Source organism: Paraburkholderia sp. GAS206C, from assembly GCF_050435645.1.
In the GTDB taxonomy this organism is placed as follows: domain Bacteria; phylum Pseudomonadota; class Gammaproteobacteria; order Burkholderiales; family Burkholderiaceae; genus Paraburkholderia; species Paraburkholderia phenazinium_B.
The window spans coordinates 143434-166325 of the sequence record NZ_JBNDKR010000013.1 but is presented as its reverse complement, the minus strand read 5'-3'; the positions used below and the strand labels follow the sequence as shown (position 1 = coordinate 166325).

Annotated in this window: 23 protein-coding genes; 10 read left to right on the top strand and 13 right to left on the bottom strand. The window is 60.2% G+C overall.

The window, feature by feature from the left end:
• Nucleotides 1–35: 35 nt before the first annotated feature.
• The 4 genes from P3T20_RS32125 to P3T20_RS32110 all read right to left on the bottom strand — a co-directional run bounded on the left by P3T20_RS32125 (nt 36) and on the right by P3T20_RS32110 (nt 3767).
• The gene (locus P3T20_RS32125) at nt 36–1082 is read right to left on the bottom strand and encodes a purine-nucleoside phosphorylase (RefSeq protein ID WP_429288934.1); all 1047 of its coding nucleotides are present in this window, start codon (nt 1080–1082) and stop codon (nt 36–38) included.
• A gap of 500 nt (nt 1083–1582) precedes the next feature.
• Complete coding sequence (locus P3T20_RS32120; RefSeq protein WP_074267425.1) at nt 1583–1987, bottom strand: VOC family protein; 405 nt, start codon at nt 1985–1987, stop codon at nt 1583–1585.
• Nucleotides 1988–2236: 249 nt separating this feature from the next.
• Entirely contained in the window at nt 2237–2878 is a 642-nt protein-coding gene (locus P3T20_RS32115) for a TetR/AcrR family transcriptional regulator (RefSeq protein ID WP_074269310.1), read from the bottom strand.
• Nucleotides 2879–3023: 145 nt separating this feature from the next.
• Entirely contained in the window at nt 3024–3767 is a 744-nt protein-coding gene (locus P3T20_RS32110) for an SDR family oxidoreductase (RefSeq protein ID WP_074267424.1), read from the bottom strand.
• Nucleotides 3768–3865: 98 nt separating this feature from the next.
• On the opposite strand from P3T20_RS32110, the gene P3T20_RS32105 reads away from it, so the two are divergent.
• Nucleotides 3866–4780 (top strand): AraC family transcriptional regulator, encoded by a 915-nt coding sequence (locus P3T20_RS32105; protein WP_074267423.1) that lies wholly within the window; start codon nt 3866–3868, stop codon nt 4778–4780.
• A 48-nt stretch (nt 4781–4828) separates the two neighbouring features.
• The gene (locus tag P3T20_RS32100; protein WP_074267422.1) at nt 4829–5242 is read left to right on the top strand and encodes a VOC family protein; all 414 of its coding nucleotides are present in this window, start codon (nt 4829–4831) and stop codon (nt 5240–5242) included.
• Nucleotides 5243–5290: 48 nt separating this feature from the next.
• Here the strand turns inward: P3T20_RS32100 and P3T20_RS32095 are convergent, their stop codons facing one another.
• Nucleotides 5291–6247: a LysR family transcriptional regulator gene (locus P3T20_RS32095; protein WP_074267421.1), complete on the bottom strand. Its 957-nt coding sequence runs from the start codon at nt 6245–6247 to the stop codon at nt 5291–5293.
• A 126-nt stretch (nt 6248–6373) separates the two neighbouring features.
• On the opposite strand from P3T20_RS32095, the gene P3T20_RS32090 reads away from it, so the two are divergent.
• A complete protein-coding gene (locus P3T20_RS32090) occupies nt 6374–7231 on the top strand; it encodes an oxidoreductase (protein WP_074267420.1) in 858 nt (285 codons plus the stop codon).
• A gap of 89 nt (nt 7232–7320) precedes the next feature.
• Complete coding sequence (locus tag P3T20_RS32085) at nt 7321–7755, top strand: GNAT family N-acetyltransferase (protein WP_074267419.1); 435 nt, start codon at nt 7321–7323, stop codon at nt 7753–7755.
• A 10-nt stretch (nt 7756–7765) separates the two neighbouring features.
• On the opposite strand, the gene P3T20_RS32080 is transcribed toward P3T20_RS32085, so the two are convergent.
• Nucleotides 7766–8674 carry a LysR family transcriptional regulator gene (locus tag P3T20_RS32080; protein ID WP_074267418.1) on the bottom strand — a complete coding sequence of 303 codons (909 nt, stop codon included), beginning with the start codon at nt 8672–8674 and terminating at the stop codon, nt 7766–7768.
• A gap of 136 nt (nt 8675–8810) precedes the next feature.
• Here P3T20_RS32080 and P3T20_RS32075 point away from each other — a divergent pair, with 136 nt between their 5' ends.
• Entirely contained in the window at nt 8811–9602 is a 792-nt protein-coding gene (locus P3T20_RS32075; RefSeq protein ID WP_074267417.1) for an alpha/beta fold hydrolase, read from the top strand.
• 108 nt (nt 9603–9710) lie between these two features.
• Nucleotides 9711–10220: a GNAT family N-acetyltransferase gene (locus P3T20_RS32070; RefSeq protein WP_074267416.1), complete on the top strand. Its 510-nt coding sequence runs from the start codon at nt 9711–9713 to the stop codon at nt 10218–10220.
• Nucleotides 10221–10256: 36 nt separating this feature from the next.
• On the opposite strand, the gene P3T20_RS32065 is transcribed toward P3T20_RS32070, so the two are convergent.
• From P3T20_RS32065 to P3T20_RS32050, 4 genes are all read right to left on the bottom strand, one after another.
• Nucleotides 10257–11396: a porin gene (locus P3T20_RS32065; RefSeq protein ID WP_429288933.1), complete on the bottom strand. Its 1140-nt coding sequence runs from the start codon at nt 11394–11396 to the stop codon at nt 10257–10259.
• 119 nt (nt 11397–11515) lie between these two features.
• The gene (locus P3T20_RS32060; RefSeq protein WP_429288932.1) at nt 11516–12334 is read right to left on the bottom strand and encodes an ABC transporter ATP-binding protein; all 819 of its coding nucleotides are present in this window, start codon (nt 12332–12334) and stop codon (nt 11516–11518) included.
• Nucleotides 12331–13401 carry a FecCD family ABC transporter permease gene (locus P3T20_RS32055; protein ID WP_429288931.1) on the bottom strand — a complete coding sequence of 357 codons (1071 nt, stop codon included), beginning with the start codon at nt 13399–13401 and terminating at the stop codon, nt 12331–12333. Before P3T20_RS32055 ends, P3T20_RS32060 begins: the two co-directional genes overlap by 4 nt.
• A gap of 3 nt (nt 13402–13404) precedes the next feature.
• Nucleotides 13405–14484, bottom strand: coding sequence for an ABC transporter substrate-binding protein (locus tag P3T20_RS32050; protein WP_429288930.1), 1080 nt, complete (start codon nt 14482–14484; stop codon nt 13405–13407).
• A 401-nt stretch (nt 14485–14885) separates the two neighbouring features.
• On the opposite strand from P3T20_RS32050, the gene P3T20_RS32045 reads away from it, so the two are divergent.
• Together P3T20_RS32045 and P3T20_RS32040 are read left to right on the top strand one after the other, a co-directional pair.
• Nucleotides 14886–15599: a response regulator gene (locus P3T20_RS32045; protein ID WP_429288929.1), complete on the top strand. Its 714-nt coding sequence runs from the start codon at nt 14886–14888 to the stop codon at nt 15597–15599.
• 26 nt (nt 15600–15625) lie between these two features.
• On the top strand, nt 15626–17056 hold the full coding sequence (locus P3T20_RS32040) for an ATP-binding protein (protein WP_429288928.1): 1431 nt from the start codon (nt 15626–15628) through the stop codon (nt 17054–17056).
• A 33-nt stretch (nt 17057–17089) separates the two neighbouring features.
• Here P3T20_RS32040 and P3T20_RS32035 read toward each other — a convergent pair whose 3' ends face one another.
• Genes P3T20_RS32035 through P3T20_RS32025 form a run of 3 tightly spaced genes read right to left on the bottom strand, consistent with a single transcriptional unit; the run spans nt 17090 to nt 19726 of the window.
• Complete coding sequence (locus P3T20_RS32035; RefSeq protein WP_429288927.1) at nt 17090–17215, bottom strand: hypothetical protein; 126 nt, start codon at nt 17213–17215, stop codon at nt 17090–17092.
• Entirely contained in the window at nt 17209–18900 is a 1692-nt protein-coding gene (locus tag P3T20_RS32030) for a long-chain fatty acid--CoA ligase (protein ID WP_429288926.1), read from the bottom strand. Before P3T20_RS32030 ends, P3T20_RS32035 begins: the two co-directional genes overlap by 7 nt.
• 52 nt (nt 18901–18952) lie before the next feature.
• Nucleotides 18953–19726: an SDR family oxidoreductase gene (locus P3T20_RS32025; RefSeq protein ID WP_074267410.1), complete on the bottom strand. Its 774-nt coding sequence runs from the start codon at nt 19724–19726 to the stop codon at nt 18953–18955.
• A gap of 295 nt (nt 19727–20021) precedes the next feature.
• On the opposite strand from P3T20_RS32025, the gene P3T20_RS32020 reads away from it, so the two are divergent.
• Together P3T20_RS32020 and P3T20_RS32015 are read left to right on the top strand one after the other, a co-directional pair.
• Entirely contained in the window at nt 20022–21374 is a 1353-nt protein-coding gene (locus P3T20_RS32020; protein WP_429288925.1) for a leucine-rich repeat-containing protein kinase family protein, read from the top strand.
• A 274-nt stretch (nt 21375–21648) separates the two neighbouring features.
• Nucleotides 21649–22824, top strand: coding sequence for a porin (locus P3T20_RS32015; RefSeq protein WP_429288924.1), 1176 nt, complete (start codon nt 21649–21651; stop codon nt 22822–22824).
• Nucleotides 22825–22892: the final 68 nt, after the last annotated feature.

Here is a 22892-nt window from a genome sequence, read left to right as displayed (position 1 = left end):
CGCGCACCGCTCGCACGGTGCGGACAGCGCGCTGACTAGTTAGCGGGGACGCCGTCTTTCCATTGCGCCCAGTTCTTGACGATGGCGTTGACCAGCGGCGAACCGGCGAGATAAAGGTTGTCCACTGCAGGAACGAATCCGCCCTGTTGCTGGTAGTTCAGCAGGTTGTCAACGTTCGATACGCCGGGCGGCGGCCGATCGAAGTCCGATCCCGCACGCAGGACGGCCACACGATTCGTGTCGGCGAGGCCCGCCGCAGCGGCGCGCTTGATGACCTCGAAGGTCGCGTTGTCTTCCTGCTGGGTGGTGCAGTACGTGCCTTTGCCGTCGGTCAGCAGTTTGGTCCAGTCACGCGCGCGCTGCCCCAGCGCCTCGCCGGAGAACCATGTGTCGCCGGCGAGCGTGTCGCACTGGATGACCGTCGGCGGCTGATTGGCCGGCGCGGTCGTGTATTTCGCCCGATACGCCTGTGCTTCGACGCTATCGGTCAGCTTCACGTCGCGCGAGAGCAGGTAAGCTTTCTGCAATAACGCTTCGTTTAACTGAAAGACTTCAGTGTGGTAGTCCAGCGGAGGCTTTTCGTTGCCGCTCTTTGTGTTAATGCCGAGATAGCCCGACTTCCAGCCGCTGGGGATTTCGCGCGCATCGAGCTCCCACTGGATACCGAAGTCCACCAGATAGCGAGCCCACGCTGCCGACCCCAGCGTGCCCTGCGCCGGGTCGATGCCGGCAATGCCCGATACCAGGAAGTAGGTCTTACGCAGATCGAACTTCTTCGAATAAACCAGCGCGGCCATCGTGGCAGCCGCGTTCGCGTGTCCCATGCCCGTCGTGACAACGCATACGTCATCATGGTTGCAGTGAACCGCGGGGTAATCCGGCGATAAACCGGCCACTTCGATTGCCTGTGTTTTTCCCAGATGGTCGAGCCATGTTTTACCTTCCGGCGCGAACATCGAAATGATCAGTACCTTGACGTGCCGCGGGGTCGACGGCGACTGTGCGGCGAAGGTGGTGCCGGTTTGAATAACAAATGCGAGACCCGCGCAAACAAGACTTCGAAGCAGTTTCTTTTTATGCATGAGGCGCTTTGATTAAAAAATGATTCGGCCGAACAGCCCAGCTTTGTGCTTAAGTGCCCAATAATCGTGCGGCGACGTCGCCTTACTGCGAGTTTCATAAACAAACAGTAACTTTTTGTAGCGCCTCGGCGCAGTAGGCGGGACTATAAGCACGGCGCATGCCAAAGCTTGTCCGAGGGACGGGTGTGATACCCGGTATACGAGAGGATATATAACTGCGGATGCGAAATGGGTAAGACCCAAGCCGTAAAAGGAAGAAGCCCGCGCATCACACATCGCGCATGGCAAGAGGCCCAATCTTGCGGCCAAGGCAGCAAGCAAAATGTAGGCGGATTCGCTAGCGCCCCGCTTGGGGTGCGTGAGGCCGCCACGCCAGTGCGGCCCCAATGCCCTTTGAGACGCCGCTCACGATTGCTGTACGTGGCGGGCAAATGCAGATATTCGGATGCTCTACTAGTCCTTGTCTTTGAACCGCACGGCCCGGACTCGATTCACGCCTCTTAAGAGAACAGCTTTTGCCATTCATCCTGCTTGTGCATGTCCTCGCGCGTGTTGACCTCGATCAGGACGCCACCAGGCGAGCGGCAAAAGAACCGCGATCCACGCGTGTTATTGAAGACCTCAGTTTCCATGCGGACGCCTCCCGCGCGAAATTCCTCATAGAGGGTATGGACGTCCTTCAAGGTCTCGACCTCCACGCCGAAGTGGAAGTTCTTTGGCCAAACCGGCACCTCCTCCGTGACGCACTCCAGAACAATGTCGAAGCCGCTCCGTTTGAGCAGGCAGTGCTCGCCGGCGGCGACAATCTCGCAACCAAGGTATTTTTCGAAAAAGGCAGCCGTTTCGGCCACGTTGGTCGTGGGGAAACTGAGGTGGTTCAGCTTTGCTTCTTGATGAAGATTCATGATGGATCTCGCAGAAATTTTGAAATGTGTCGTAGAGCGGTTGCTCGGCGCTCCGCTTGCATGCAGCCGCGCCGATCAACGCGATGCTCCACGAGGATTATTTTGCGAGTAATTGCTCGATTTTTAAACTCGCATTGGGCAGCGCCTGTGCGGTGGCGTGCGACCCAATATCTGCGCGGGTTTACGGGTTTGATGGAGCAACGATCTGAACAATTGCTCGCTTTTGGGAAGGCAACAAGGCACCGCCGGCTATTTCCGGGCTCGCGACTTTTCGGGCGGACGCTCCACGATCCCCAGATATCCGAACAAAGCGCGGCCGACACGGCTTTCCAGGTCGCGGCGATCCGATTCGCCGCGCTCCCCCGCACCATCGACGATGGCGCGAATGACGGCGATCAGGTCTTCGGTCGTGACATCCATGTTTGACTGCAGCGGAATATCCTCGCGACCCAGAATCTGTTTCATTACGTCGTGAAAGGCGCCCTTCGACGCGGCCAGTTCTTTCGCAATCGCGGGGCGGTTTTCCTCGAAGTCGAGCGCGCGTGCAAGCGCCGGACGGCGCAGTTGCTGGTGGACCGCGACGGCGATCAGATGCTTTAGTGCCTTCTGGCCGGTGGGTTCGTGCAATGCATCTTTGGCCTCGGCAAAGAACACGGCTCCTTCCCGCTTGCTAAGGGAAACGATCAGCGCGTCCTTGTTTGGGAAGTATTGATAGAGCGTGCCGACGCTGACGCCCGCGCGCTGCGCGACGAGATTGGTATTCAGCCCGTCGAGTCCCTTGGTCTCAAGGATGAGGGCTGCTGCCTCGAGAATCGTAGCGACCGTTTGTTCTGCGCGCGATTGCTGTGGAATCTTGCGCGGCTTAAGTGAATGGCGCTTTTTTGTCGTCACCACGAGATCCGTCAAAAAGCGAGCAATCGCTCGGACCTTATAGCTTAACGGATGATTCGCCAGACCGCCGCGAACGCAGTTCGCGGCGGCGCCATCGCATCGACTACGAAGCTCCGGTCAAGACCGGACTCGAGGTTCAGCGCGATCAGACCTGCGCGGCCCATGCCACAGCGTCAGCGCCGGCAGGAATGCGCAACGGGCACGATGGGTCATTTGCCGCACGCCACACCGCTTCGGCCACATCCAGCGAATGCGTGACCACCGAGGAGTCAGCCCATCGCGCGAAGACCCCCTGTGCAATCTCGGCGTACGCCTCGTGGATGCCACCTGCCATCCGCGGACGGCCGTTTTCAGCGAAGCGGGTCTCGGGGGCACGTCCCGGCAGCACCAGGCGCGCTCGCACATTGAAGGGCTCGAGTTCCAGCGCAAGAGATTCGGTAAATGCGTTCACGGCCGCCTTGCTGGCGGTGTACACGGAGAGCAGATGGAGCGGCCTCAAGGTCACGCTCGACGTCACATTGACGACGACGCCGTCCTTCCGCTCGCGAAACTGAGGCAGCACTGCCTGAGTCATCGCTATCGTGCCGAGCGTGTTGGTTTCGAAGATCTCGCGCGCGATCTCCATCGACGTACCTTCGAGCGCGTTCAGCATGCCAATCCCCGCGTTATTGACGAGTACGTCGATCGGCCCAGCCGCATCCACAGCCGCGCGGATGCTGGCCGGATCCGTGACATCGAGCGCGAGCACGCGCAGGTGCGCGGAACGCGGCAGCACGTCCTCGCGCGGCGTGCGCATCGTGGCGATGACCTGCCAATCGCGATCGAGAAAGTAACGAGCGGTCTCGAGGCCGAATCCGGACGAGCATCCGGTGATCAGGACGGTTTTCATGGTGACTCCGTTGGTGGGTTGCCGTACCCACACGATAAGTCGCCGCACCCGGACTTGCTACAATTGAGCGTCCATTTTGCATTTGCAGGAGTCCGGTTATGGTCGACCCGCTCGCGGAAGTCGTCACGCTGCTTCAGCCGACCGCCAGTTTCTCAAAAGTTGTCACTTGCGCCGGCCCTTGGCGTGTTCGCCGCTCGGACACGGGGCAGCCCTTCTATTGTTCGATCCTCGAGGGCTCCTGCCGCCTCGAGGTGGACGGGCATGAGCCAGTAATCCTCCAGACGAACGACTTTGCACTGATCCCGGCGGCATACGACTTCGCGACGACGAGCCTCGAGCCGCCGTCGCCCAGGCACGCGGACAAGTCGCCCGTGATGCTCGCCGATGGCAGTTTCCGGGTCGGTGTTCAGGAGGGTCCGCCTGACGTGGTGGTGCTCGTGGGCCACTGCGTCGCCGGTTCGCCGGATGCGGCCCTGCTGGTGTCGCTGCTGCCGAAACTCATTCACGTCCGCGGTGAGAAAAGGCTCGCCACGCTCGTGCAACTCGTGCGAGACGAGACGCGCGCGCAGCGGCCCGCACGGGATGTCGTCCTTGCGCGGCTGCTGGAGGTTCTTTTCATCGAGGCGCTTCGATCGTCGGGAACAGCGGCATCGCCCGGCCTGGTGCGTGGACTAAGCGACCCGCGCCTCGCCGCCGCGATACGGCAGATGCACGAACGTCCAACAGAAACCTGGACTGTTGCACAACTGGCAAAAGAGGCCGCCCTCTCGCGCTCGGCATTCTTCGAGCGGTTCAGCCGCGCCGTGGGCGTCGCACCCATGGAATACCTGCTGTCGTGGCGTATGGCCTTAGCCAAGAACCTGCTGCTACGCGAAGAGTGCAGTGTGACAGAGGTCGCAGGGCGCGTCGGCTACAGCTCCGCCAGCACGTTCAGCGTCGCATTCACCCGCCACGTCGGATTGCCGCCAACGCGGTATGCTCGGGACCGGAGACTCGTCAGCGCGCAGCCGTGAATCCGGATCGTCCAGGCTGCGAATTTGAAACCCTGCAAGGAGTACGACATGAGTTCAGCTTCACTCACGACCGGAATTGATCACGTAGGTCTTACCGTCAAGGATCTCGGCCTCACCAGCGCGTTTTTTATCGACTGCCTTGGCTGGAAAAAGATAGGCGAAAAGCCGGACTATCCTGCCGTGTTCGTCTCGGATGGCCACATCATGCTGACCTTGTGGCAACTCAAGAACACCGAATCCGAGGTCGCCTTCGACAGAAAGTCCAACGTCGGGCTGCATCACCTCGCAATACGCGCCGCGGATGAAAGCGCATTCAACGAGATATTCGAGCGTGTGTCGAAATGGCCAGGCGTCAAGGTGGAGTTTTCGCCCGAGTTGCTCGGCAAGGGGCCGAAGCGCCACATGATGATTTACGAGCCGAGCGGCATCCGCATCGAGTTCGACCTGAATCCGCCCAAGTAAGCACTCGTCAGCCATCCTGAACATCGTCTATGGGCCGGGCGCGGCTGTTCACCGCGCCCGGCGCTGAGGTGTTCGCGCGACGCGCAATTCCGATGGATCGAGGAAGAAGTCCCGGTTGTCCGCCAGGCGCTCGATCATGAAGTCGATGAAGGTTTTCACGCGCAGCGGCTGTTCGGTTCGATGTCCGTAATAGATATGGATCATGCCGTAGTCCGCAATGTGCTGCGTCAGCAACGGAACGAGCCGGCCGCTTCGGATGTGAGCCGTAGCGTTGAAGGTGGCCAGCTGTCCGATGCCAAGCCCCGATAGCACAGCATGCGTTTCCATTTCTGTGTCGTTCACACAGACGACACAGGGCACGTCGCGATAGACAACCTCATCGCCGATCCGGAACTGCCACTGCGCAAGCTTGCCGGTGTTCGCGCGACGATAGCCGGTGCAACGATGCTGAGCCAGTTCCTCGATGGTCCGCGGCACGCCGTTACGCTCGATGTATTCCGGCGACGCGCAGACAATCAGATGGATCGGCATGAGCCGGCGCGCAATCGATCCGCCCGAAGGTGGCGGCCCCGCCCGAAATCCCACGTCGGAACGTTCCGTCACGAGATCCGTGAAGTGATCGTCGAACTGCACTTCGAGTTGCACGTTCGGATAAAGCTGCTGGAATGCCTCGAAGCAAGGCCACAGCAGCGGAAGTCCGAGCGATCGCGGTGCGCTCACGCGCAGCAGACCGCCGACCTCCTCTTTCGAGCGCCGCGCCTCGTCGAGCGCGGAGTGCAGAGTGGCAAGCGCCGGCTTCACGCTGTCGAAAAGCCGCTGGCCCTCCTCGGTCAGGCTCAGCTTGCGGGTAGTCCGGTGGAACAGCCGCACCCCCAACTCCTTCTCCAGTTGCATCACCGCGTGGCTCGCAGCCTGAGGCGAGATGCCCTGATCGACCGCGGCGCGTCGCAGGCTGCCGAGCGCCGCGGCGCGCACGAAAGTGGTGATCGCACGAATTTCGTTCATGATCGCGCCCAGATTAGCAAATTTTAGTTGATTATGAGTCTAGCAATTGACGGCTAGTTTGTGTCAATCGTGACGCCTACCATGGCATCACCTCATCCGAGGCCACCCATCCGTAGGAGAGACATCATGGCAAGTACCCAGCAAGGCGATTTCAAGCGCGTATGGTTCATTACCGGTGCGTCGCGCGGTATCGGCGCGCTGATCGCCGAAGCAGCGCTCGCGGACGGCAACGCCGTCGTGGCGGCGGGACGCAACGTCGCGGCCATCGTCGAGCGGTTGGGCGAATCGGCCGCCTTGCTGCCGGTGGCGCTGGACGTGACGGATGAGACGCAGGCCCGAGCGGCGGTACGACAGGCGGTGGAGAAATTCGGCCGCGTCGACGTGCTGGTCAATAACGCCGGCTTCGGCCTGCTGGGCGCAGTAGAAGAGTCTGCTGACAAGGACGTCCGCCGGATGTACGACACCAACGTATTCGGCCTGCTGAACGTGACGCGCGCGGTACTGCCGACGCTGCGCGCCCAGCGCTCGGGCCATGTGATCAATATTTCGTCGATTGGCGGTTACCGCGGCTCGGCGGGATTCGGCGTGTATTCGTCGACGAAGTTCGCTGTCGAAGGCATTACCGAAGCGCTGCATGCCGAATTGAAACCGCTCGGGATTCACGCGACGGTCGTCGAGCCCGGCTATTTCCGCACGGACTTTCTGGATGGGTCCTCGCTGGTCGTCGCGCCTGAGGTGATTGCCGACTATGACGCGAGCGCAGGCGCCGTGCGCCGCAAAGCCCAGGAGATGAATCACAACCAGCCGGGCGATCCGAACAAGCTGGCGGCTGCGATGATCAAACTCGTTGATGCACCTACGCCACCGCTGCGTCTTCCGCTTGGTACTGACACGCTTGCTGCTATCGCTGCGAAGAACGCTTATGTTACGCAGGAAACGGAGACGTGGAAGGCGTTGTCGGCATCGACGGACTTTGCTGCTTGAGTCGGGAAAAAACAGGAGCGCGGCGATTCGACATCCGCGCCTGAATCGTCGACAATCAACCCCGATCCAGGGCCATCGGGGAAAGTGACATGAGCATTCGGGACGCGCGATCGAGCGATGCGAAAGAAATTTGCATCTTGAGTTGCCAGTTCGGCTGGACTGCTTCCGAGGAAGACATCAAGACGCGGCTTGAGGTCATATTGCCCAGATCGGATCACAAGATTCTTGTCTATGAAAATGATGCCGGAGAAGTCCTTGGATGGATTCATGCTCGCGTCGACATCATCGTCTCCAGTGGAAACTATGGAGAGATTTTGGCTTTCGTGGTGCGTGAGGGTTCGAGAGGCGTCGGCACTGGCCGCGAACTCCTTTCAAGCGCCGAGCATTGGATCAAAAGCCACGAATACAACGCTACATCGATTGTCATACGCTGCAACAACGAGCGAAAGCGCACCCACGAGTTTTATACGCGCAACGGCTATAGCATTACGATGATTGGCCTTAGAAAGCAGATCGGCAACTGAGCCAGCCCGCCTAAAACTGGTCCCATGACGGCTGTTCTCCATAAGCCTCAGCCAGGTAATCCATGAATCGCCTCGCCTTCGAAGGCACATAGCGCGCAGTCGGATAAACCGCGTGGATCGTCAATTCGGGCGCCTTATATCCGGGCAAGAGTTCCACCAGTCGCTTCGTGCGGATATGCGGTCCAAACACGAACGTAGGCCCATACGCAATGCCGATACCTGCCAGCGTCGACGCCAGCAGCATCTGCATGTTGTTCGCCTGCATCCGGTACGGCCCGTCGATCGCATGTTGGCGGCCTGCTTCATCTATCAGTGCCCACTCAGGTATCGACACCGCCTCGTTGAAGGCCAGACGAGGCGCGTCACGCAGATCTTCGGGCGTTTTCGGCACACCCTCACGTTCGAGAAACGCAGGTGCCGCGCACAGGACCATCCTGCACGGCGCAAGACGCCGCGCGACCAGCTGCGAATCGGGCAACCGGCCGATGCGGATCGCGACATCGACTCCATCGTTCTGCAGATCAACGTAGCGATCATCAAGCGAAACCTCGATGTTCACCTGCGGATGGTTCTCGAGGTAACGCGCCACCACGTCGCCCATATGCAGTTCGCCAAAAGTAACCGGCGCGGCCACGCGCAACGTGCCGCGTGCAGTGCTGTGGGCATCGCTCGCCTCGCTGTTGGCGTCGTCGAGTTCTTCGAGTATCCGCTTGCAGCGCACGTAATAACTACGTCCGGCATCCGTGAGGCTAAGGCTGCGCGTACTTCGCTGCAGCAACCGGACGTTCAGATCGGCCTCGAGCGCGCTCAGATACTTTCCTGCCATGGAGGCCGACAGTCCAAAGCGTCTGCCGGCTGCCACCAGGCTGCCCTCGTCCACCGCGGCAACGAATACCCCAATGCTCGCAAAACGGTCCATGGCTCGCTCATTCGATAGTTTTACGACAGGTTGATGATAAGAAATACCGGATTATCTCGCCAAGCGATCCAATCTACTATGGATTCACGGTCCGGAAACGGAAATCGAATCGCGTGAACATCAGAGGAGCGGCGCCATGAAAATCGCATCAAACGGCATTCATATCGAGGTCAACGATCAGGGCAGCGGCACACCCGCTATTGTCTTTCTGCATTACTGGGGCGGCTCGTCACGCACCTGGAACGACGTGATTGCCGCGCTGCCGAACTCATACCGGACAGTCGCGCTCGATCACCGCGGCTGGGGAAACTCGGACGCTCCGGCTAACGGCTACGCACTCGCTGATTTCGCCGATGACGCACAAGGGGTAATCGGGTCGCTGAATCTGGGCAAGTTTGTGCTGGTAGGTCATTCGATGGGCGGCAAGATCGCACAATTACTGGCGGCGCGCCGTCCCGAAGGACTGGCGGGATTGGTGATGGTCGCGCCCTCCCCGCCGGTTCCACTTGTGCTTCCCGCTGAAACGCGAGCGCAGATGGAAGTGGCCTACGAATCGCGCGCGTCGGTCGAGATGTCGATCGACCACATGCTCACGGCGAAGACGCTAAGCCCGAAGCATCGTGAGCAGGTGATTGAAGACAGTTTGCGTGGTGCCCCGCAGGCCAAAGCAGCGTGGCCGCTCCATGCGAGCCATGAAGACATTACACGCGAGGTTGCGACGATCAATGCCCCTGCGATCGTTATCGCTGGCGAACTGGATCGGGTGGACAGCGTGGAAACGCTTCAGACGAAACTGCTTCCCTATATTCCACATGCTCGCATGCATGTCGTGCCAGGCACCGGCCACTTGTCGCCGCTCGAATCTCCGGTTGAGGTCGCCAGGCTTGTCAAGAATTTCGTCGGGTCCCTTGAATTGACGACCTCGTAAGCGAAGCAATGTTTGAAATGCGCGGGGAAAGCCGCGTTGGCACTACCTTCCCCGCGTACTCGGCTATAAAATGACGCTCCCCTGCAAAAGCCCTCTCCGCGGAGCAACATGACTAACGTACGACTCAGCCGCGCTACCCCGGCCGACGCAGCCGATCTGATCGCCGCCAACGTTGCGAGCCAGGCTCACCATTTGCCATGGGTTACATCCTTCACCGATCAGGCCGGTTTCGACACCTGGTTTGCGCGTAGCCTCACCGGACCCAACGTTGGCCTGGTCGCGCGTGAAGCAGCGTCGCATCAGGTAGTGGGCATCATCAATCTCAACGAGATCGTCATGGGCGCTTTCCGGAGCGCCTATCTCGGCTACTATGGAATGCTTAGCTTCGCCCGCACGGGCCTGATGACCGAGGCGCTCCGCGCGGCCGCATGCTATGCGTTCAACGATCTTGGTTTGCACAGGCTGGAGGCCAACATTCAGCCGGACAATCTCGCATCGATTGCGCTAGTGCGCCGCGTGGGTTTCAAGCAGGAAGGCTTCTCGCCGCGCTATCTTCGCATCAACGGGGAATGGCGCGACCACGAACGCTGGGCACTGCTTGCCGACACGGCGGACTAAGCAATGCCCCACACACGGCGCCATCGCGCGGACCTTTTAGAACCGGTGGCGCATCCCCACTCCCACCACAATTTGCTCATCGGTCGAAGACATCGCCTGACCGCTTACATCGGCTGTTAATCCCGAGCCGTCGCTGTCGATATGCTGATAGCTGGCCTGCAAATACAGGTCCGTACGCTTGGACAGAAAATAATCGGTCATCACCGATACCTCATGCCACTTCGGATGATGCTCGCCGCTCGCCGTAGAGAGCGCCGCGTCCGTGTAGGTGTATTCGCCGATCAGCTTGAACGCCGGGCTTAGCGTATAACTCGCGTTCACTTCATAGTTGTTAAAGCTCGCACCCTGGCCATTCTGCGTGAGGCCGAGGCTATTGGCCCCGTTGATCGTATCCAGGCCACCCAGTTGCGTGCGCGTCCAGACGAAGCCGAACCTTGCTGCGCCGAGCGTATAGTTTGCCCCTGCGCCATAAGTACGCTGCTGCGCGGCTATAAACGTCCGATCAGTCAAGGTTATCGCGCCGCCGGTATTGCTACCGCCACCGTTATTCGCCTGCAAATAACCCGCACCGAGACTCAATGGACCCGCGTCATAGGCTGCGCCGAAGCTGTACAAACGATTGTCGTCGAAGCCGCCAGCCTCATCCGAGAACCCATACAGTGCTCCAAAGCGCAGCCCCTCGTATGAGTTGCTGGCGAACTTCACCGAGTTATTCACGCGAAACGAGTTATTCAGGTTGTCGTTATCGAACGGATGTGCAGACAGATTGTTGCCGCCAGGATGCACACCGGTGAAGCTGAGCGGGGCGAGATAGTCCACCACCGAGTCGTACTGGCGTCCCAACGTGACCGTGCCGAAGCGGTTGTTCGACAGCCCCGCAAGCGCCTGATAACCAAACTCGCGACCGCCTTGCCGAGCCGTTCCATTCATTACGCTGAAGCCGTTCTCAAGCTGGAAAATCGCCCGTGTTCCGCCGCCGAGATCTTCGCGCCCGACGAAACCCCAGTGGCTGCCGGTCACATCACCGCTGCCTGCTTGCCAGGCAGAATGCCCATTCTGATTGCTGGCATACAAGAGCCCAGCATCGATCACCCCATAAAGCGTCACGCTCGATTGTGCTTGTGCCCCGCAGGCGTACCCCGCCGCGCATACGGCAATAACAAGAGTCTTCTTCATTTGTGTCCTGAAGTTTTGATTTGACCGTTCGTGCGCACGCCGACACGACGCCCCTTTCGAGAGCGTGCGTCGATGCGTTGCCGAAGCGGCGTGGTTTGGGGGCTGGCTGGGCCGTGTGGCTAACGGCTGGCGATGCCCGTCTGAACGGCGAGTCCGTCGATCAGAACCTGATGGTGGCCGCGCGAGCATGGCTCGATACGCGCGGCGACACCGAATACCTGGCTGAGCGTCGCAGGCGTGACGACTTCGGACGGCGGTCCGAAGCGCACGATGCGCCCCTCGTGCAACAGCATCGCGCGCTCGCACGCGCGCATCGCTGCGTTAATGTCGTGCAGCACCACCACGGTCACGATGCGGCTCTCACGCGTGACCTCGCGCAGCACCTGCATCACGTGAAACTGGTGGTTGAGATCGAGTGCTGAAAGCGGCTCGTCGAGCAACAACACTTGCGGGTCGCGCACCAATGCCTGAGCAATGCCAGCGAGTTGGCGCTGCCCGCCCGACAACTCGTCAAGCGAACGCGCCGCGAGGTTCTCGATGCCGAGCCTGCGCAGAACGCTGTGGGCGTGCGCGAGATCGTCCCCATGCGGGGAACGTCCCAGAGAACCGGCATATCCGCGCGTGGCGCGGCACGCCACCAATACGGACTCCAGAACTTGCAGGCGCACTCCGGCGGGCAACGCCTGCGGCAGATATACGACGCTATGCGAACGGGCACTGGCCGCCGACAACGCGAGCGCCTCGCCATCAAGCGACAGCGAGCCGGCGTGAACGCGCGTAAGCCCGGCTAAAGCACGCAATAGCGTGGACTTGCCGCTGCCATTGGGTCCCAGCAGTGCAGTGATCTGGCCACGAGGCAGCGGTCCGGCCTCGAGCGCAGTGAGCACCTGGCGCTTGTCATAGCGCACGCTGAGATCGTGGATGTAGAGGCCACTCATCCCAGTTGCCCCTGTGAGCGCACCACAATGCCGAGAAACAGCGGAATGCCGACCAGCGCCGTGACAATGCCGACCGGAATCAGCACACCGGGGATGATCAGCTTCGAGGCGATGGACGCGAGCGAAAGCGTCAATGCGCCGATCAACATGCTGCCGGGCAGATAAAAGCGATGATCCTCGCCGAACAGCGTGCGCGCGATGTGCGGTGCAATCAGCCCCACGAAGCCGATCGTACCGACGAACGACACCGCGAGTGCGGACAGCACCGATACGCGCAGCAGCGTCGACAGGCGCAAGCGCCGCACGTCGATACCGAAGCTGGCCGCGCGGTCTTCGCCAAGACGTAGCGCAGTCAACGTCCAGGCGTTGCGCATCGACAGTGGCAACGCCAGCGCCAACGCGACCGCCAGCACTGAAATCTTGGGCCAGTCCGCGCGCGCCAGCGAACCGAGCGTCCAGAACACGAGACCCTGGAGCGCATCGGCCGAGGCCACGAATTGCATCAACGAGACGAGCGCGTGAAACGCGAACACGAGCGCGATGCCGAGCAGCACGACACCTGCTGTGTTCATGCCGCGCCAGCGTGCCACCGAATCGAGCATCAACGCGGAAAGCAGTGCAAAAATGAATGCATTCGCGGAAACGATCCAGGTTTGCGATACGCCAGGAATAGCGATATCCAGCACGATCGCCAGAGATGCGCCGAACGCAGCCGCAGCCGATACGCCGAGGGTATAGGGGCTCGCGAGCGGATTGTTGAGGATCGTCTGCATCTCCGCACCCGACAATCCCAGCGATGCGCCCACCAGCAGCGCCATCACCGCGTAGGGCAGGCGAATCTGCCAGACGATCACGCTAGTCGCCGGATCAGCTGAGGCCCGTTCGAAAACCGTGTGCAGCAGCGCCATCAACGGCAAGCCGGAGGGCCCGGTGCGCAGGTCGAACAGCAGCGAGCACGCAATCAGCGCGGTGACAGCGAAGAGCCACATGACGCGTCGATGCGTGAGGCGCCGGTAATGCCGCAGGCTGATGTCCTGCGGCATGGTCTGGTGCGGAAGCGTCGCCATGCATTAGCCGCCAGTCGAATGCGACGCAACCGTAGACGCGGCGCCCTTCACTCCGTCCACCCAGTACGCGCCATCAGGCGGCACAGCGAGGAAGCGGCGATACAGTTCGGCCTGCGTAGCATTCACGTCGAGGTCCTTGAACTGCTGCGGATAAAACCACTTCGCAAACGCCTCGATCGCCACGATGTTGTACGGCGAATCGTAGTAGTTGTGTGAAATACCATGCACGTCGCCGTCGTGGATTGCCTTGATCGTATCGAAGCCCGGCCGTGCGACGAGCGTCGCGAGGCTCGCTTGCGCATCGTGCTCGCTCGTCAGTGCGCCGACCCGCAACGATGCGAGGCCCGGCTTGGTGCGGCTGCCAGTGGCGATATACACATCGGGTCGTGCTGCGATGACCTGCTCCATGCTGATGTCGCCGAGCACGCCAGGCACCAAGCCCGCCGCGATGTTGCGTCCGCCTGCGGCCTGGATGAACTCGCCAAAGTTGCCGTTGCCGGCGGTATGGCAGCAACCAGCATCCCACGCGCCAGCTAACAGGTCGATAAAGACCGTGGGCCGCTGCTGCAACGGAATCTGTTTCACCACGGCCTGCACGCGCGCCAGGTGCTGCTGATAGAACTGCGCGTACGCATTCGCCTCCGGCTCGCGGTGCATCACCTTGCCGAGCAGTTCGATGCTGGGCAGTGTGTTCTGCATCGGATGCAAACGGAAGTCGACGAATACGACCGTCGTACCGGTCGCCTCGAGTTGCTTGACGAGCGCGTTATAACGGCTCGGGCCGTGACCCGCGAGACTGAAAATGGCGAGATCGGGTTTGAGGCTCAGCGCCTTCTCATCGCTGATGCTGTCTTCTGTTGCCTTGCCAATCAGCGGAACCTGCCTGATGCCCGGAAATTGCTCGGCGTAAGCGTCGAAGGTCTGCGGATCCATGGTCGGCAGATCGCCTTGCCATCCGACGATACGCTCCAACGGCTGTTTGCCTTCCAGCAGTGCGACCGCCATCAGCAAGCGGCTTTCGCCAAGCAGGATGCGGTGCGGGTTCGCTGGGATGCGGATCGTGCGGCCGGCAAGGTCTGTCACTGTCTGCGCGGGCGCCGGGCTTGATATTCCGGGTGCCGAGCTTGTTCCGGTGGCCGGCATTGTTCCGGGGGCCGGCCTTTCTCCGGTTGGGGTCGTCGCAGCATGCGCTGCTCCACCGGCCCCGAGCATGGCGAAACCAACCGCCGCGCACGCCACCATGGCGCGCGCGACTGAGCCAAGGAAGTGAGCCCGTGACTGAAACCGGAAAATCGACATGGTATAGTTCTTGAATGAGAATGATTGCCATTTGCGGACTCCACTTTAGCGGTGCAATGTAATGGCGATGTGTTGAAACAAGGCTGTTTTGTAATGGAATGTGTTGGCGCGGACGCGATCGCGGTGATTGCGTCGTAGATGCGCAGATGTGTAGATGCCCCGCGCCCCGCAAACAAGAACTCACGATGGACCACATACTCGTTGTCGACGACGACCCCAACATTCGCCAACTGCTGCAGGACTACCTGCGCAGCATGGGCTATGGAGCGACCGCCGTCGAAAACGGCGTGCAGATGAAGCAGGTCATCAACACGTCGCACGTCGATCTCGTCGTACTCGATCTGATGCTCGAAGGGGAGGACGGCCTCGATATCACGCGCGACCTGCGGCGCGAACGCGGCGTACCGGTCATTATTCTGAGCGCACGAGGCGGCCTGCTTGACCGCATCCTCGGACTGGAGATGGGCGCCGACGACTACTTGCCGAAGCCCTTCGACCCGCGCGAACTGGTTGCCAAGATCAAGGTGGTGCTGCGCCGCACGCGCAGCGTGCCTGGCGAACGGCTCGCGGATTCGTCCGTGTTCGTGAACTTCGCTGGATGGAAGCTCGACACTCGCATGAAGCAGATGTGCTCGCCCGAAGGCATGATCGTCTCGCTCGGCGGCTCCGACTATCGCGCACTACGCACGCTCCTCGATCATCCGAACCGGCCGCTCTCGCGCGAGTTTCTGCTCGACCGCGTGTTCGGCAAGGAGCGCACGCCGCTCGACCGGTCGATCGACGTATGCATCAGCCGTCTGCGTCAACACCTCAAGGACTCGGCGCGCGGCACCGGACTGATCCGCACCGTGCGTAACGAGGGCTATATGCTTGCGGCCGATGTCACACATGAAGCCTGAAGCACCTCGATGAGCCACTCACACTGATGAAACTGCGCCTTTGGCCCGATACACTGTACGGACGGCTTGTACTGATTCTGGTGATCGGCATGTTCGCGGGGCAACTCTTCACCAGCACGATCTGGTTCGAGACACATGACAACCGCACGCTTGAAATTCCCGCGCGCCTGTTTGCCAGCCGGCTCGCGGATACCGTGCGTCTGCTTCAGAACGCCCCGGACGATACCGCGCGTGATTCGATCGCGAGGCAACTCGGCGATCAACGCTACCGCTTGCAATGGATCGACGCGCCCGCTGCCGTACCGGTTGACGGGTCGCTCGCACAGCGCGCCGTTAGCGACCTGATAGCGGGCGTGATCCGCCGTCGTCTCGGTGAAGCCATCGAAGTACATCTGCTTGACGTTCAGTTGCGCGACGATAAGGGCCATCATAACGGCATCCTCGGCCTGTTCAATTCGCGCATGCCGTCGGGCGATTTTCATCTGCAATTGAAACTGCCGCAGGGTCAGTGGCTCGACGTGCACGCCAACGAAGGACAGGCCGGCATGCAGACCGAGCCCGGCTCGCTGGTGCTCGACTACCTCTTGCGGATCTATCTGGTGCGTCTCACGGCCGTGTTGTTGCTCGCGCTCGTGGCCGTGCGCTTTGCAGTCAAACCGCTAAAGGAACTGGCGAAGGCCGCCGAGGCGTTGGGCCGCAACATCTACCGTCCGCCACTGCCGGTAACAGGTCCGCTGGAGGTGCGAACCGCGGCGCAATCGTTCAACGCGATGCAGGAGCAGCTCACCCGTAGTCTCGCTGAACGCACACGCTTTTTGACGGCTGTATCACACGATCTTCGTTCGCCGCTCACAAGGCTGCGGCTGCGCACCGAGATGCTTCCCGACACCGAAGCACGCGAGCGCTTGCGCGGCGATCTCGATGAGATGGAAGCGATGGTCGGCGCGACGCTCGATGCCGTGCAAGGCGTGGAGATTACCGAAGAGCGTCACGAGATCGAAGTCAATTCGATGCTGGAAGGCCTGGCAGAGGATGCCCGCGAGGCGGGTCATGAAGTCAGTATCGAAGGTCGTGCGACGCGTCCTTTGTCCGGGTATCCACGCAATCTGAAACGCTGTTTGCAGAATCTGCTCGACAATGCGATCCGCTATGGCGATAGCGCGAAGATCAGCGTAAGCGACGATGACGCCGTCTTGTGCATCGCCATCAGCGACGAAGGCCCCGGCATCGCCGACGAGGCCTTGCTCGAGCGCGTGTTCGAGCCGTACTTCCGCGTGTCGGCGTCGCGTAGCGGGGCAAGCGGCGGAACAGGACTCGGACTGACGATCGCACGCAGCGTTGCGGCCGCACATGGTGGCACACTGACGCTGCGCAACGGCGCGGTTAAAGGACTCGTGGCGACGCTAAGACTGCCGCGAGACGGCCACACGCATGAACTGTCGTGGCGCATCGGCTGAAGCGGCAGGACGCTCCGCTTTGTTGGCCCTTCTCTAAAGATCGTACCCGGGATTACGCCGCGCAAGCCGGTAGGCGGCGGCGAGATCGAGACGAACCTGCCACTCCTCCGGTGAAACCAGATGACGGACATCAGGAATTTCGAGTGCGGTGCTCAACATGCTTTTCCTCCTGCCGCTCGCGCGGCGTGTTCTTCCTGCAGTTTGCGCCACAGGATCTTGCCGCTGCCCGATTTGGGTAGCGACGTCACGAACTCGACAAACCGCGGCGCCTTGTACGACGCCATCTGTTCATGCGCCCAGTCGATGATGTCGCTCTCAGTCAGTTTTCCTGCATAACCGGCGGCGGGCACGACCAGCGCCTTTACCGTTTCACCACGACGCTCGTCCTGCACGCCGATCACGCACACCTCATGAATGCCCGGGTGCCGGTACATCAGCGCTTCCACCTCGGCTGGCCAGACCTTGTAGCCGGATGCGTTGATCATGCGCTTGAGGCGATCGGTCATGAAGAAATAGCCGTCTTCATCGATATGCCCCAGATCGCCAGTGCGCAGAAAACGTTTGCCATCGAGCTCGACAAACGCCTCAGCCGTCCCCTTGGGATTGCGCCAGTAACCCCGCATGATCTGCGGTCCGTTGACGACGATTTCGCCGGTTTCGCCCCGCGCCACTTCCTGCAGCGTGGCCGGATCGATCACCCGCGAATCGAGATCGAATACAGGAACGCCAAGGCACTGCGGTTTGGGACGATGAGGCGGGTTGATATGCGTCCCGGCGATCGTCTCCGACATGCCGTAGCCTTCTACATAGTCAAGGCCGGTCAGTGTCTTGAGCTTGCGCGCAATCGCCTCCGGCATGGCGGCGCCGCCGCCGCGCGTACCGCTCAGGCTGGAAATATCGTATTCAGCAAGCTTCGGATTGGACAAAAAGTCGACCATCATCGTCGAGATGGATTGCCACGCGGTAACGCGATAGCGCTGCATGCATTGCGCCGCTGCGTCGCGATCCCAGCGCGGCAATATGACGATGGTTGCGCCTGCATACAACGGACCGTTCATGCCGCCCTGCATGCCGGTGACATGAAACATCGGCAATACCGACAGATGAACGCTGTCTTGCGATCCCCCAAACCACACGCAACCACCCACCGACGTACTCATCACACTGCGATGCGTGTGCATGCAACCTTTCGGCTTGCCCGTGGTGCCGGATGTGTATGGCATCACGCACAGATCGTCTGGGCCGGCAGTGAGCGGCCCTGGAGCCAGGCGACGTTCAAGCACCGTGCTCCATGCTGTGACACCGTGACGTTCGATGGATTTTCGCGGCGCAGTGACGAACTCTGGAGGCGTAATGGGCAACGGCTGTTTCAGGTAGTCGCTATAAGTCGCGACGATTGCATATTTCAGGCCCTGCCCTGGCGCCTCGCCCAGCAAAGGCTCGATCTGTGGATACAGGCATTGCGGGACGATGGCGGTCGTCGCGCCGCTGTCCTCCACGTAATGCCGTAACTCGTCCGTCAGGTTCATCGGATTGACTGGCACAACCACCGCGTTCGCTCGCAGGATGCCGTAGTAGGCAAGCACCCATTGCGGACTGTTCTGCATGTAGAGCAGAACCCGGTCGCCAGCCTTTACTTCGCACTCCTGTTGCAGGAAACCCGCGATCCGTTCGGTTTCATCTTTGAACTCCGCAAACGTAACCGGCGTATCGTAGAAGATGATGAACGGCTTATCCGGAAAGCGGGTTGCCGCGACCTCGGCGTTATAGAACAGGCTGGTTTCCGGCAAGCTCAGGTGCAGTGGCACGCCAGTCGGCCAGTGCGCGTGATGAAGCGTATTCATGGTATCTGCTGCCCTCATGTTCTTGTATGCGTCTGCCTGTCTGCGCTCGTCGTCAGACGATGCTTGAGCCGCCATCTACCGCCAGATGCTGGCCGGTAATATGGCGCGACGCCTCGCTCGCGAGAAACACCACCGAACCCTTCAGATCTTCCTCGCCGCCGAGCCGGTGCAGCGGCGATTGCGCAATCACGGCTTCGCTCATGGTGGCGAGCAGTCCCGCCGACATCTTCGAGGGGAAAAAGCCCGGGCAGATGGCGTTGACGTTAATGTTGTGCCGGCCCCATTCGGAAGCCAGCGCTCGCGTGAAGTTGATCGCCGCGGCCTTCGAGGTGTTATAGGCAATCGTGTTCATGCCGGCTGGCGCGCCCTTCAGGCCAGCTATCGAGGCAATGTTGATGATCTTGCCGGAGCGGCGAGGAATCATGCTGCGCTTGCCGACTTCGCGTGCGAGAAAGAATGGCGCATTGATGTTCAGGTTCATGACCTTGTGCCACGCCTCGTCAGGATAGTCCTCTGCAGGAGCGCCCCACGTTGCGCCGGCATTGTTGACGAGAATGTCTATGTGGTCGTAGACCCCTAGCACCTCGCTGACAAGATCGGGAATCCTGTCGAATTTCGCAAGGTCGTTGACGATGGTATGGACTTCGATGCCGAGCCCTTCGAGATGCGCTTTCGCCTCTGCCAGTTCGTCGGCCTTGCGCGCGGTGATCGCCACGCGGCAGCCCATTTCTCCCAGCGCCTCGGCCATCTGCAAACCGAGCCCGCGCGAGCCGCCGGTAATCAGCGCCACCTTGCCTTCCAGTTGAAACAGGTCTTTCACATGCATCAGGCGTCTCCTTGATATAGATGGGCTTCCGCGAAGCAGACGAGTCCGTTTTTTCAGTCCATCATACGTGTGAGCATTCGCTGTGTAAATAAAAGCATGACCGTTCAATTTATGCATAAACCGTCGGCCCCCCGTCTGTCATCGGGACTTACCCGGCTGTCGAGCCGACCGCACACCGATAGATGAGCGAATAACCGCGCGTACGTTGCGCCGCACCACCAGGAAGCCCTTGCCGGTAAAATCGCTCCTTACGAAATCAAAACTTACCGGTGCGCTCCACGCACAGCCCATCACAGTGACAACGACTCTCGACCAATTGCTTGCGGGACAACTGACCGGTACGCAACGCCTGAAACTGGCCTGCGGGCTCCACGAATTTCCGCGCGAAATTCTGGATCTCGCGGACACACTGGAAATTCTCGATCTCGCCGGCAACGCGCTCTCGTCGCTACCCGATGACCTACCCCGCCTGAAAAAACTGCGCATCATCTTCTGCTCGGACAATCAGTTCACCGAGCTGCCCGAAGTACTCGGCCAGTGCGAGCAGTTAAGCATGGTGGGCTTCAAGGCAAACCGCATCCATACGGTGTCGGGCCGATCGTTGCCACCCGCACTCCGTTGGTTGATCTTGACGGACAACGAAATCGAAACGCTTCCGCCTGAAATCGGCAACTGCTCGCAGCTGCAGAAGCTGATGCTGGCCGGGAACCGCTTGCAGACATTGCCGACGGAACTGACCGCATGTACCCGTCTCGAACTGATCCGGCTCGCGGCGAACCGGCTTGCGGAATTGCCAGCCGCGTTGCTCAAACTGCCTCGGCTCTCGTGGCTGGCGTATGCCGGCAATCCGTTTACCGCGAAACTGGAAGCCGCAGCATTGACAGAAACGCCGATCGCGGACGTGCACTGGGATGCGCTGGAATTGCATCATCAACTCGGCGAAGGCGCCTCGGGTGTCATTCATCGCGCAGCGCATCGCAAACACGAAAAAGACGCTCGCCATGTGGCCGTCAAGCTCTTTAAGGGCGACGTGACCAGCGATGGCTTGCCCCACTGCGAAATGGCGGCTTGCATCAACGCAGGCGCTCATCCCAATCTGATTCCGGTGCTCGGCAAGCTCAAAGAGCATCCAGCGGGGAGCGATGGCCTCGTCATGGAGTTGATCGATCCGCAATTCAGGAACCTGGCTGGTCCGCCCAGCCTCGATTCGTGTACGCGCGATATTTACAGCAACGACACCCGCTTCGATTTCTCCTCGGCGTTAAGCATTGCATGCGGCATTGCTTCAGCAGCCCGTCATCTGCATCGGCGAGGCATCATGCATGGCGATCTTTATGCCCACAACATTCTGCATTGCGGTCAGGGAAGAGCCTTATTGGGCGACTTCGGCGCCGCGTCGTTCTATGCGAGAGACGACGGGACACTAGCTCCTTTGCTCGAGCGCATCGAAGTGCGGGCGTTTGGCTGTCTGCTTGAAGAGTTGATCGAGCGAATCGATGAACGTGAAGCGGAGCCGGACACTCTCGCTGCCTTGTTAAGGCTGCAGGCCGCATGTTTTAGCACAACGGTGGCCGCAAGACCGTCGTTTGAAGAGATCGTGGAAGGGCTTTCAGCATTAAGCGGCTCGCAAGGGAGCCTTGGCACTTAGCCACCGCAGGGCGCCGCGACAGCGCGTAATAAAACCGTCAGGATCTAACTGTGCTCCTCGCCAAGTCCGGCGACTGTACCGGTTCCAGCGGCAGTCGTGCCGCTAAGATGTCGCCTCGACGAGAGGTATATCGCTTCAGCTGCGAATCAAGGTGCGATCTGCCGCACTTTATTTTTTCTCCTCGTTATATACGCAGCGATATCACGATCTGTCCGACCCCATAGATCGCGACGTCTCCCCACACGCAATCACGACAAACGAAATGATCATCAACATGAGAAAGTCGCTACTCACAGCGGCGTTGTTACTCTCCTGGGCAGGAACCAGCTATGCACAAAGCAGTGTCACCCTCTACGGCATCGTCGATACCGCACTGATCTATGCAAACAACCAGACAACCGGCGGCGCAGGCGCACCCGGTCACAGCGGCATCGAAATGGACAGTGGCGGCATCAGCGGAACACGCTGGGGCCTGAGGGGTTCGGAAGATCTGGGCGGCGGCCTTTCCGCCGTCTTCCTGCTGGAAGATGGCTTCTCCAGCGCCAACGGAAAGCTCAGCAACTCGGGCGACCTGTTTGGCCGCCAGGCCTATGTCGGCCTGAGTTCGAACACCTACGGCACGATCACAGCGGGACGGCAGTATAGTTTTATGTCCCAATACCTCTCGGCGCTGAGCGCCGAAGGTCTCGGCTGGGCCGGCAATCTTGCTGATCACCCGTTCGACAACGACGACATGATCCGGCATCAAAGCATCCAGAACTCCGTAAGATATGAAAGCCCGACGTATCGCGGTCTGACCGTAGGCACGATGTATGGCTTCTCGAATGAGGCCGGCGAGTTTTCGAACGATCGCGCCTATAGCATGGGCGCCAAATACGACAACGGACCGGTCTCTCTCGTCGCCAGCTATCTCCAGATCAATCGTTCGGCTGGCGCTGCTAACGTCAACGCGAGCGGCGCTGTCACCAACGACGATAGCGACGCCGTCATCACCGGCGGAAGTCAGCAGCTCTGGGGGCTCGGTGGAAAATACGACTTCGGTCCGGCATCCATTGGACTGGTGTGGACCCATTCGTCGACCAACGACGTGACGAGTGTCTATCAAGGCGGCAACCTCGCGCCCTTGGTGGGCAGCCTGCTTCGCTTTAACAACTTCGAAATCAACGGCCGTTATTTCGTCACCCACGCTTTAGCGCTTTCCGCATCCTATACGTACACTGATGGACGTTTCGACTCGTCGACCGAAAGCCTTAGCCCCAAATGGCACGAGGCGATCGTACAGGCCGACTACCAGTTTAGCCGTCGCACCGATGTCTACCTGGAGAGTCTCTACCAGACGGTGAGCGGCGGCGGTGGCAATCCGGCATTCAATGCTTCGATGTTCAATGTGACACCATCCGCAAACAATCGTCAGTTACTGTTTGTAGCAGGCTTCCGTCACCGGTTCTAAAGCAGGTCTGTGCAGCAACGGAAACTAAAAAACTATTAATCCACCGTTCGCGGAAGTTAACTGCCAGA

What these genes read in the sequence shown, in the direction of transcription:
- P3T20_RS32125 (WP_429288934.1), bottom strand. Translation starts at nt 1,082, where the DNA reads ATGCATAAAAAGAAACTGCTTCGAAGTCTTGTTTGCGCGGGTCTCGCA.
- P3T20_RS32120 (WP_074267425.1), bottom strand. Translation starts at nt 1,987, where the DNA reads ATGAATCTTCATCAAGAAGCAAAGCTGAACCACCTCAGTTTCCCCACG.
- P3T20_RS32110 (WP_074267424.1), bottom strand. Translation starts at nt 3,767, where the DNA reads ATGAAAACCGTCCTGATCACCGGATGCTCGTCCGGATTCGGCCTCGAG.
- P3T20_RS32105 (WP_074267423.1), top strand. Translation starts at nt 3,866, where the DNA reads ATGGTCGACCCGCTCGCGGAAGTCGTCACGCTGCTTCAGCCGACCGCC.
- P3T20_RS32100 (WP_074267422.1), top strand. Translation starts at nt 4,829, where the DNA reads ATGAGTTCAGCTTCACTCACGACCGGAATTGATCACGTAGGTCTTACC.
- P3T20_RS32095 (WP_074267421.1), bottom strand. Translation starts at nt 6,247, where the DNA reads ATGAACGAAATTCGTGCGATCACCACTTTCGTGCGCGCCGCGGCGCTC.
- P3T20_RS32090 (WP_074267420.1), top strand. Translation starts at nt 6,374, where the DNA reads ATGGCAAGTACCCAGCAAGGCGATTTCAAGCGCGTATGGTTCATTACC.
- P3T20_RS32085 (WP_074267419.1), top strand. Translation starts at nt 7,321, where the DNA reads ATGAGCATTCGGGACGCGCGATCGAGCGATGCGAAAGAAATTTGCATC.
- P3T20_RS32080 (WP_074267418.1), bottom strand. Translation starts at nt 8,674, where the DNA reads ATGGACCGTTTTGCGAGCATTGGGGTATTCGTTGCCGCGGTGGACGAG.
- P3T20_RS32075 (WP_074267417.1), top strand. Translation starts at nt 8,811, where the DNA reads ATGAAAATCGCATCAAACGGCATTCATATCGAGGTCAACGATCAGGGC.
- P3T20_RS32070 (WP_074267416.1), top strand. Translation starts at nt 9,711, where the DNA reads ATGACTAACGTACGACTCAGCCGCGCTACCCCGGCCGACGCAGCCGAT.
- P3T20_RS32065 (WP_429288933.1), bottom strand. Translation starts at nt 11,396, where the DNA reads ATGAAGAAGACTCTTGTTATTGCCGTATGCGCGGCGGGGTACGCCTGC.
- P3T20_RS32060 (WP_429288932.1), bottom strand. Translation starts at nt 12,334, where the DNA reads ATGAGTGGCCTCTACATCCACGATCTCAGCGTGCGCTATGACAAGCGC.
- P3T20_RS32055 (WP_429288931.1), bottom strand. Translation starts at nt 13,401, where the DNA reads ATGGCGACGCTTCCGCACCAGACCATGCCGCAGGACATCAGCCTGCGG.
- P3T20_RS32045 (WP_429288929.1), top strand. Translation starts at nt 14,886, where the DNA reads ATGGACCACATACTCGTTGTCGACGACGACCCCAACATTCGCCAACTG.
- P3T20_RS32040 (WP_429288928.1), top strand. Translation starts at nt 15,626, where the DNA reads ATGAAACTGCGCCTTTGGCCCGATACACTGTACGGACGGCTTGTACTG.
- P3T20_RS32035 (WP_429288927.1), bottom strand. Translation starts at nt 17,215, where the DNA reads ATGTTGAGCACCGCACTCGAAATTCCTGATGTCCGTCATCTGGTTTCA.
- P3T20_RS32030 (WP_429288926.1), bottom strand. Translation starts at nt 18,900, where the DNA reads ATGAATACGCTTCATCACGCGCACTGGCCGACTGGCGTGCCACTGCAC.
- P3T20_RS32025 (WP_074267410.1), bottom strand. Translation starts at nt 19,726, where the DNA reads ATGCATGTGAAAGACCTGTTTCAACTGGAAGGCAAGGTGGCGCTGATT.
- P3T20_RS32015 (WP_429288924.1), top strand. Translation starts at nt 21,649, where the DNA reads ATGAGAAAGTCGCTACTCACAGCGGCGTTGTTACTCTCCTGGGCAGGA.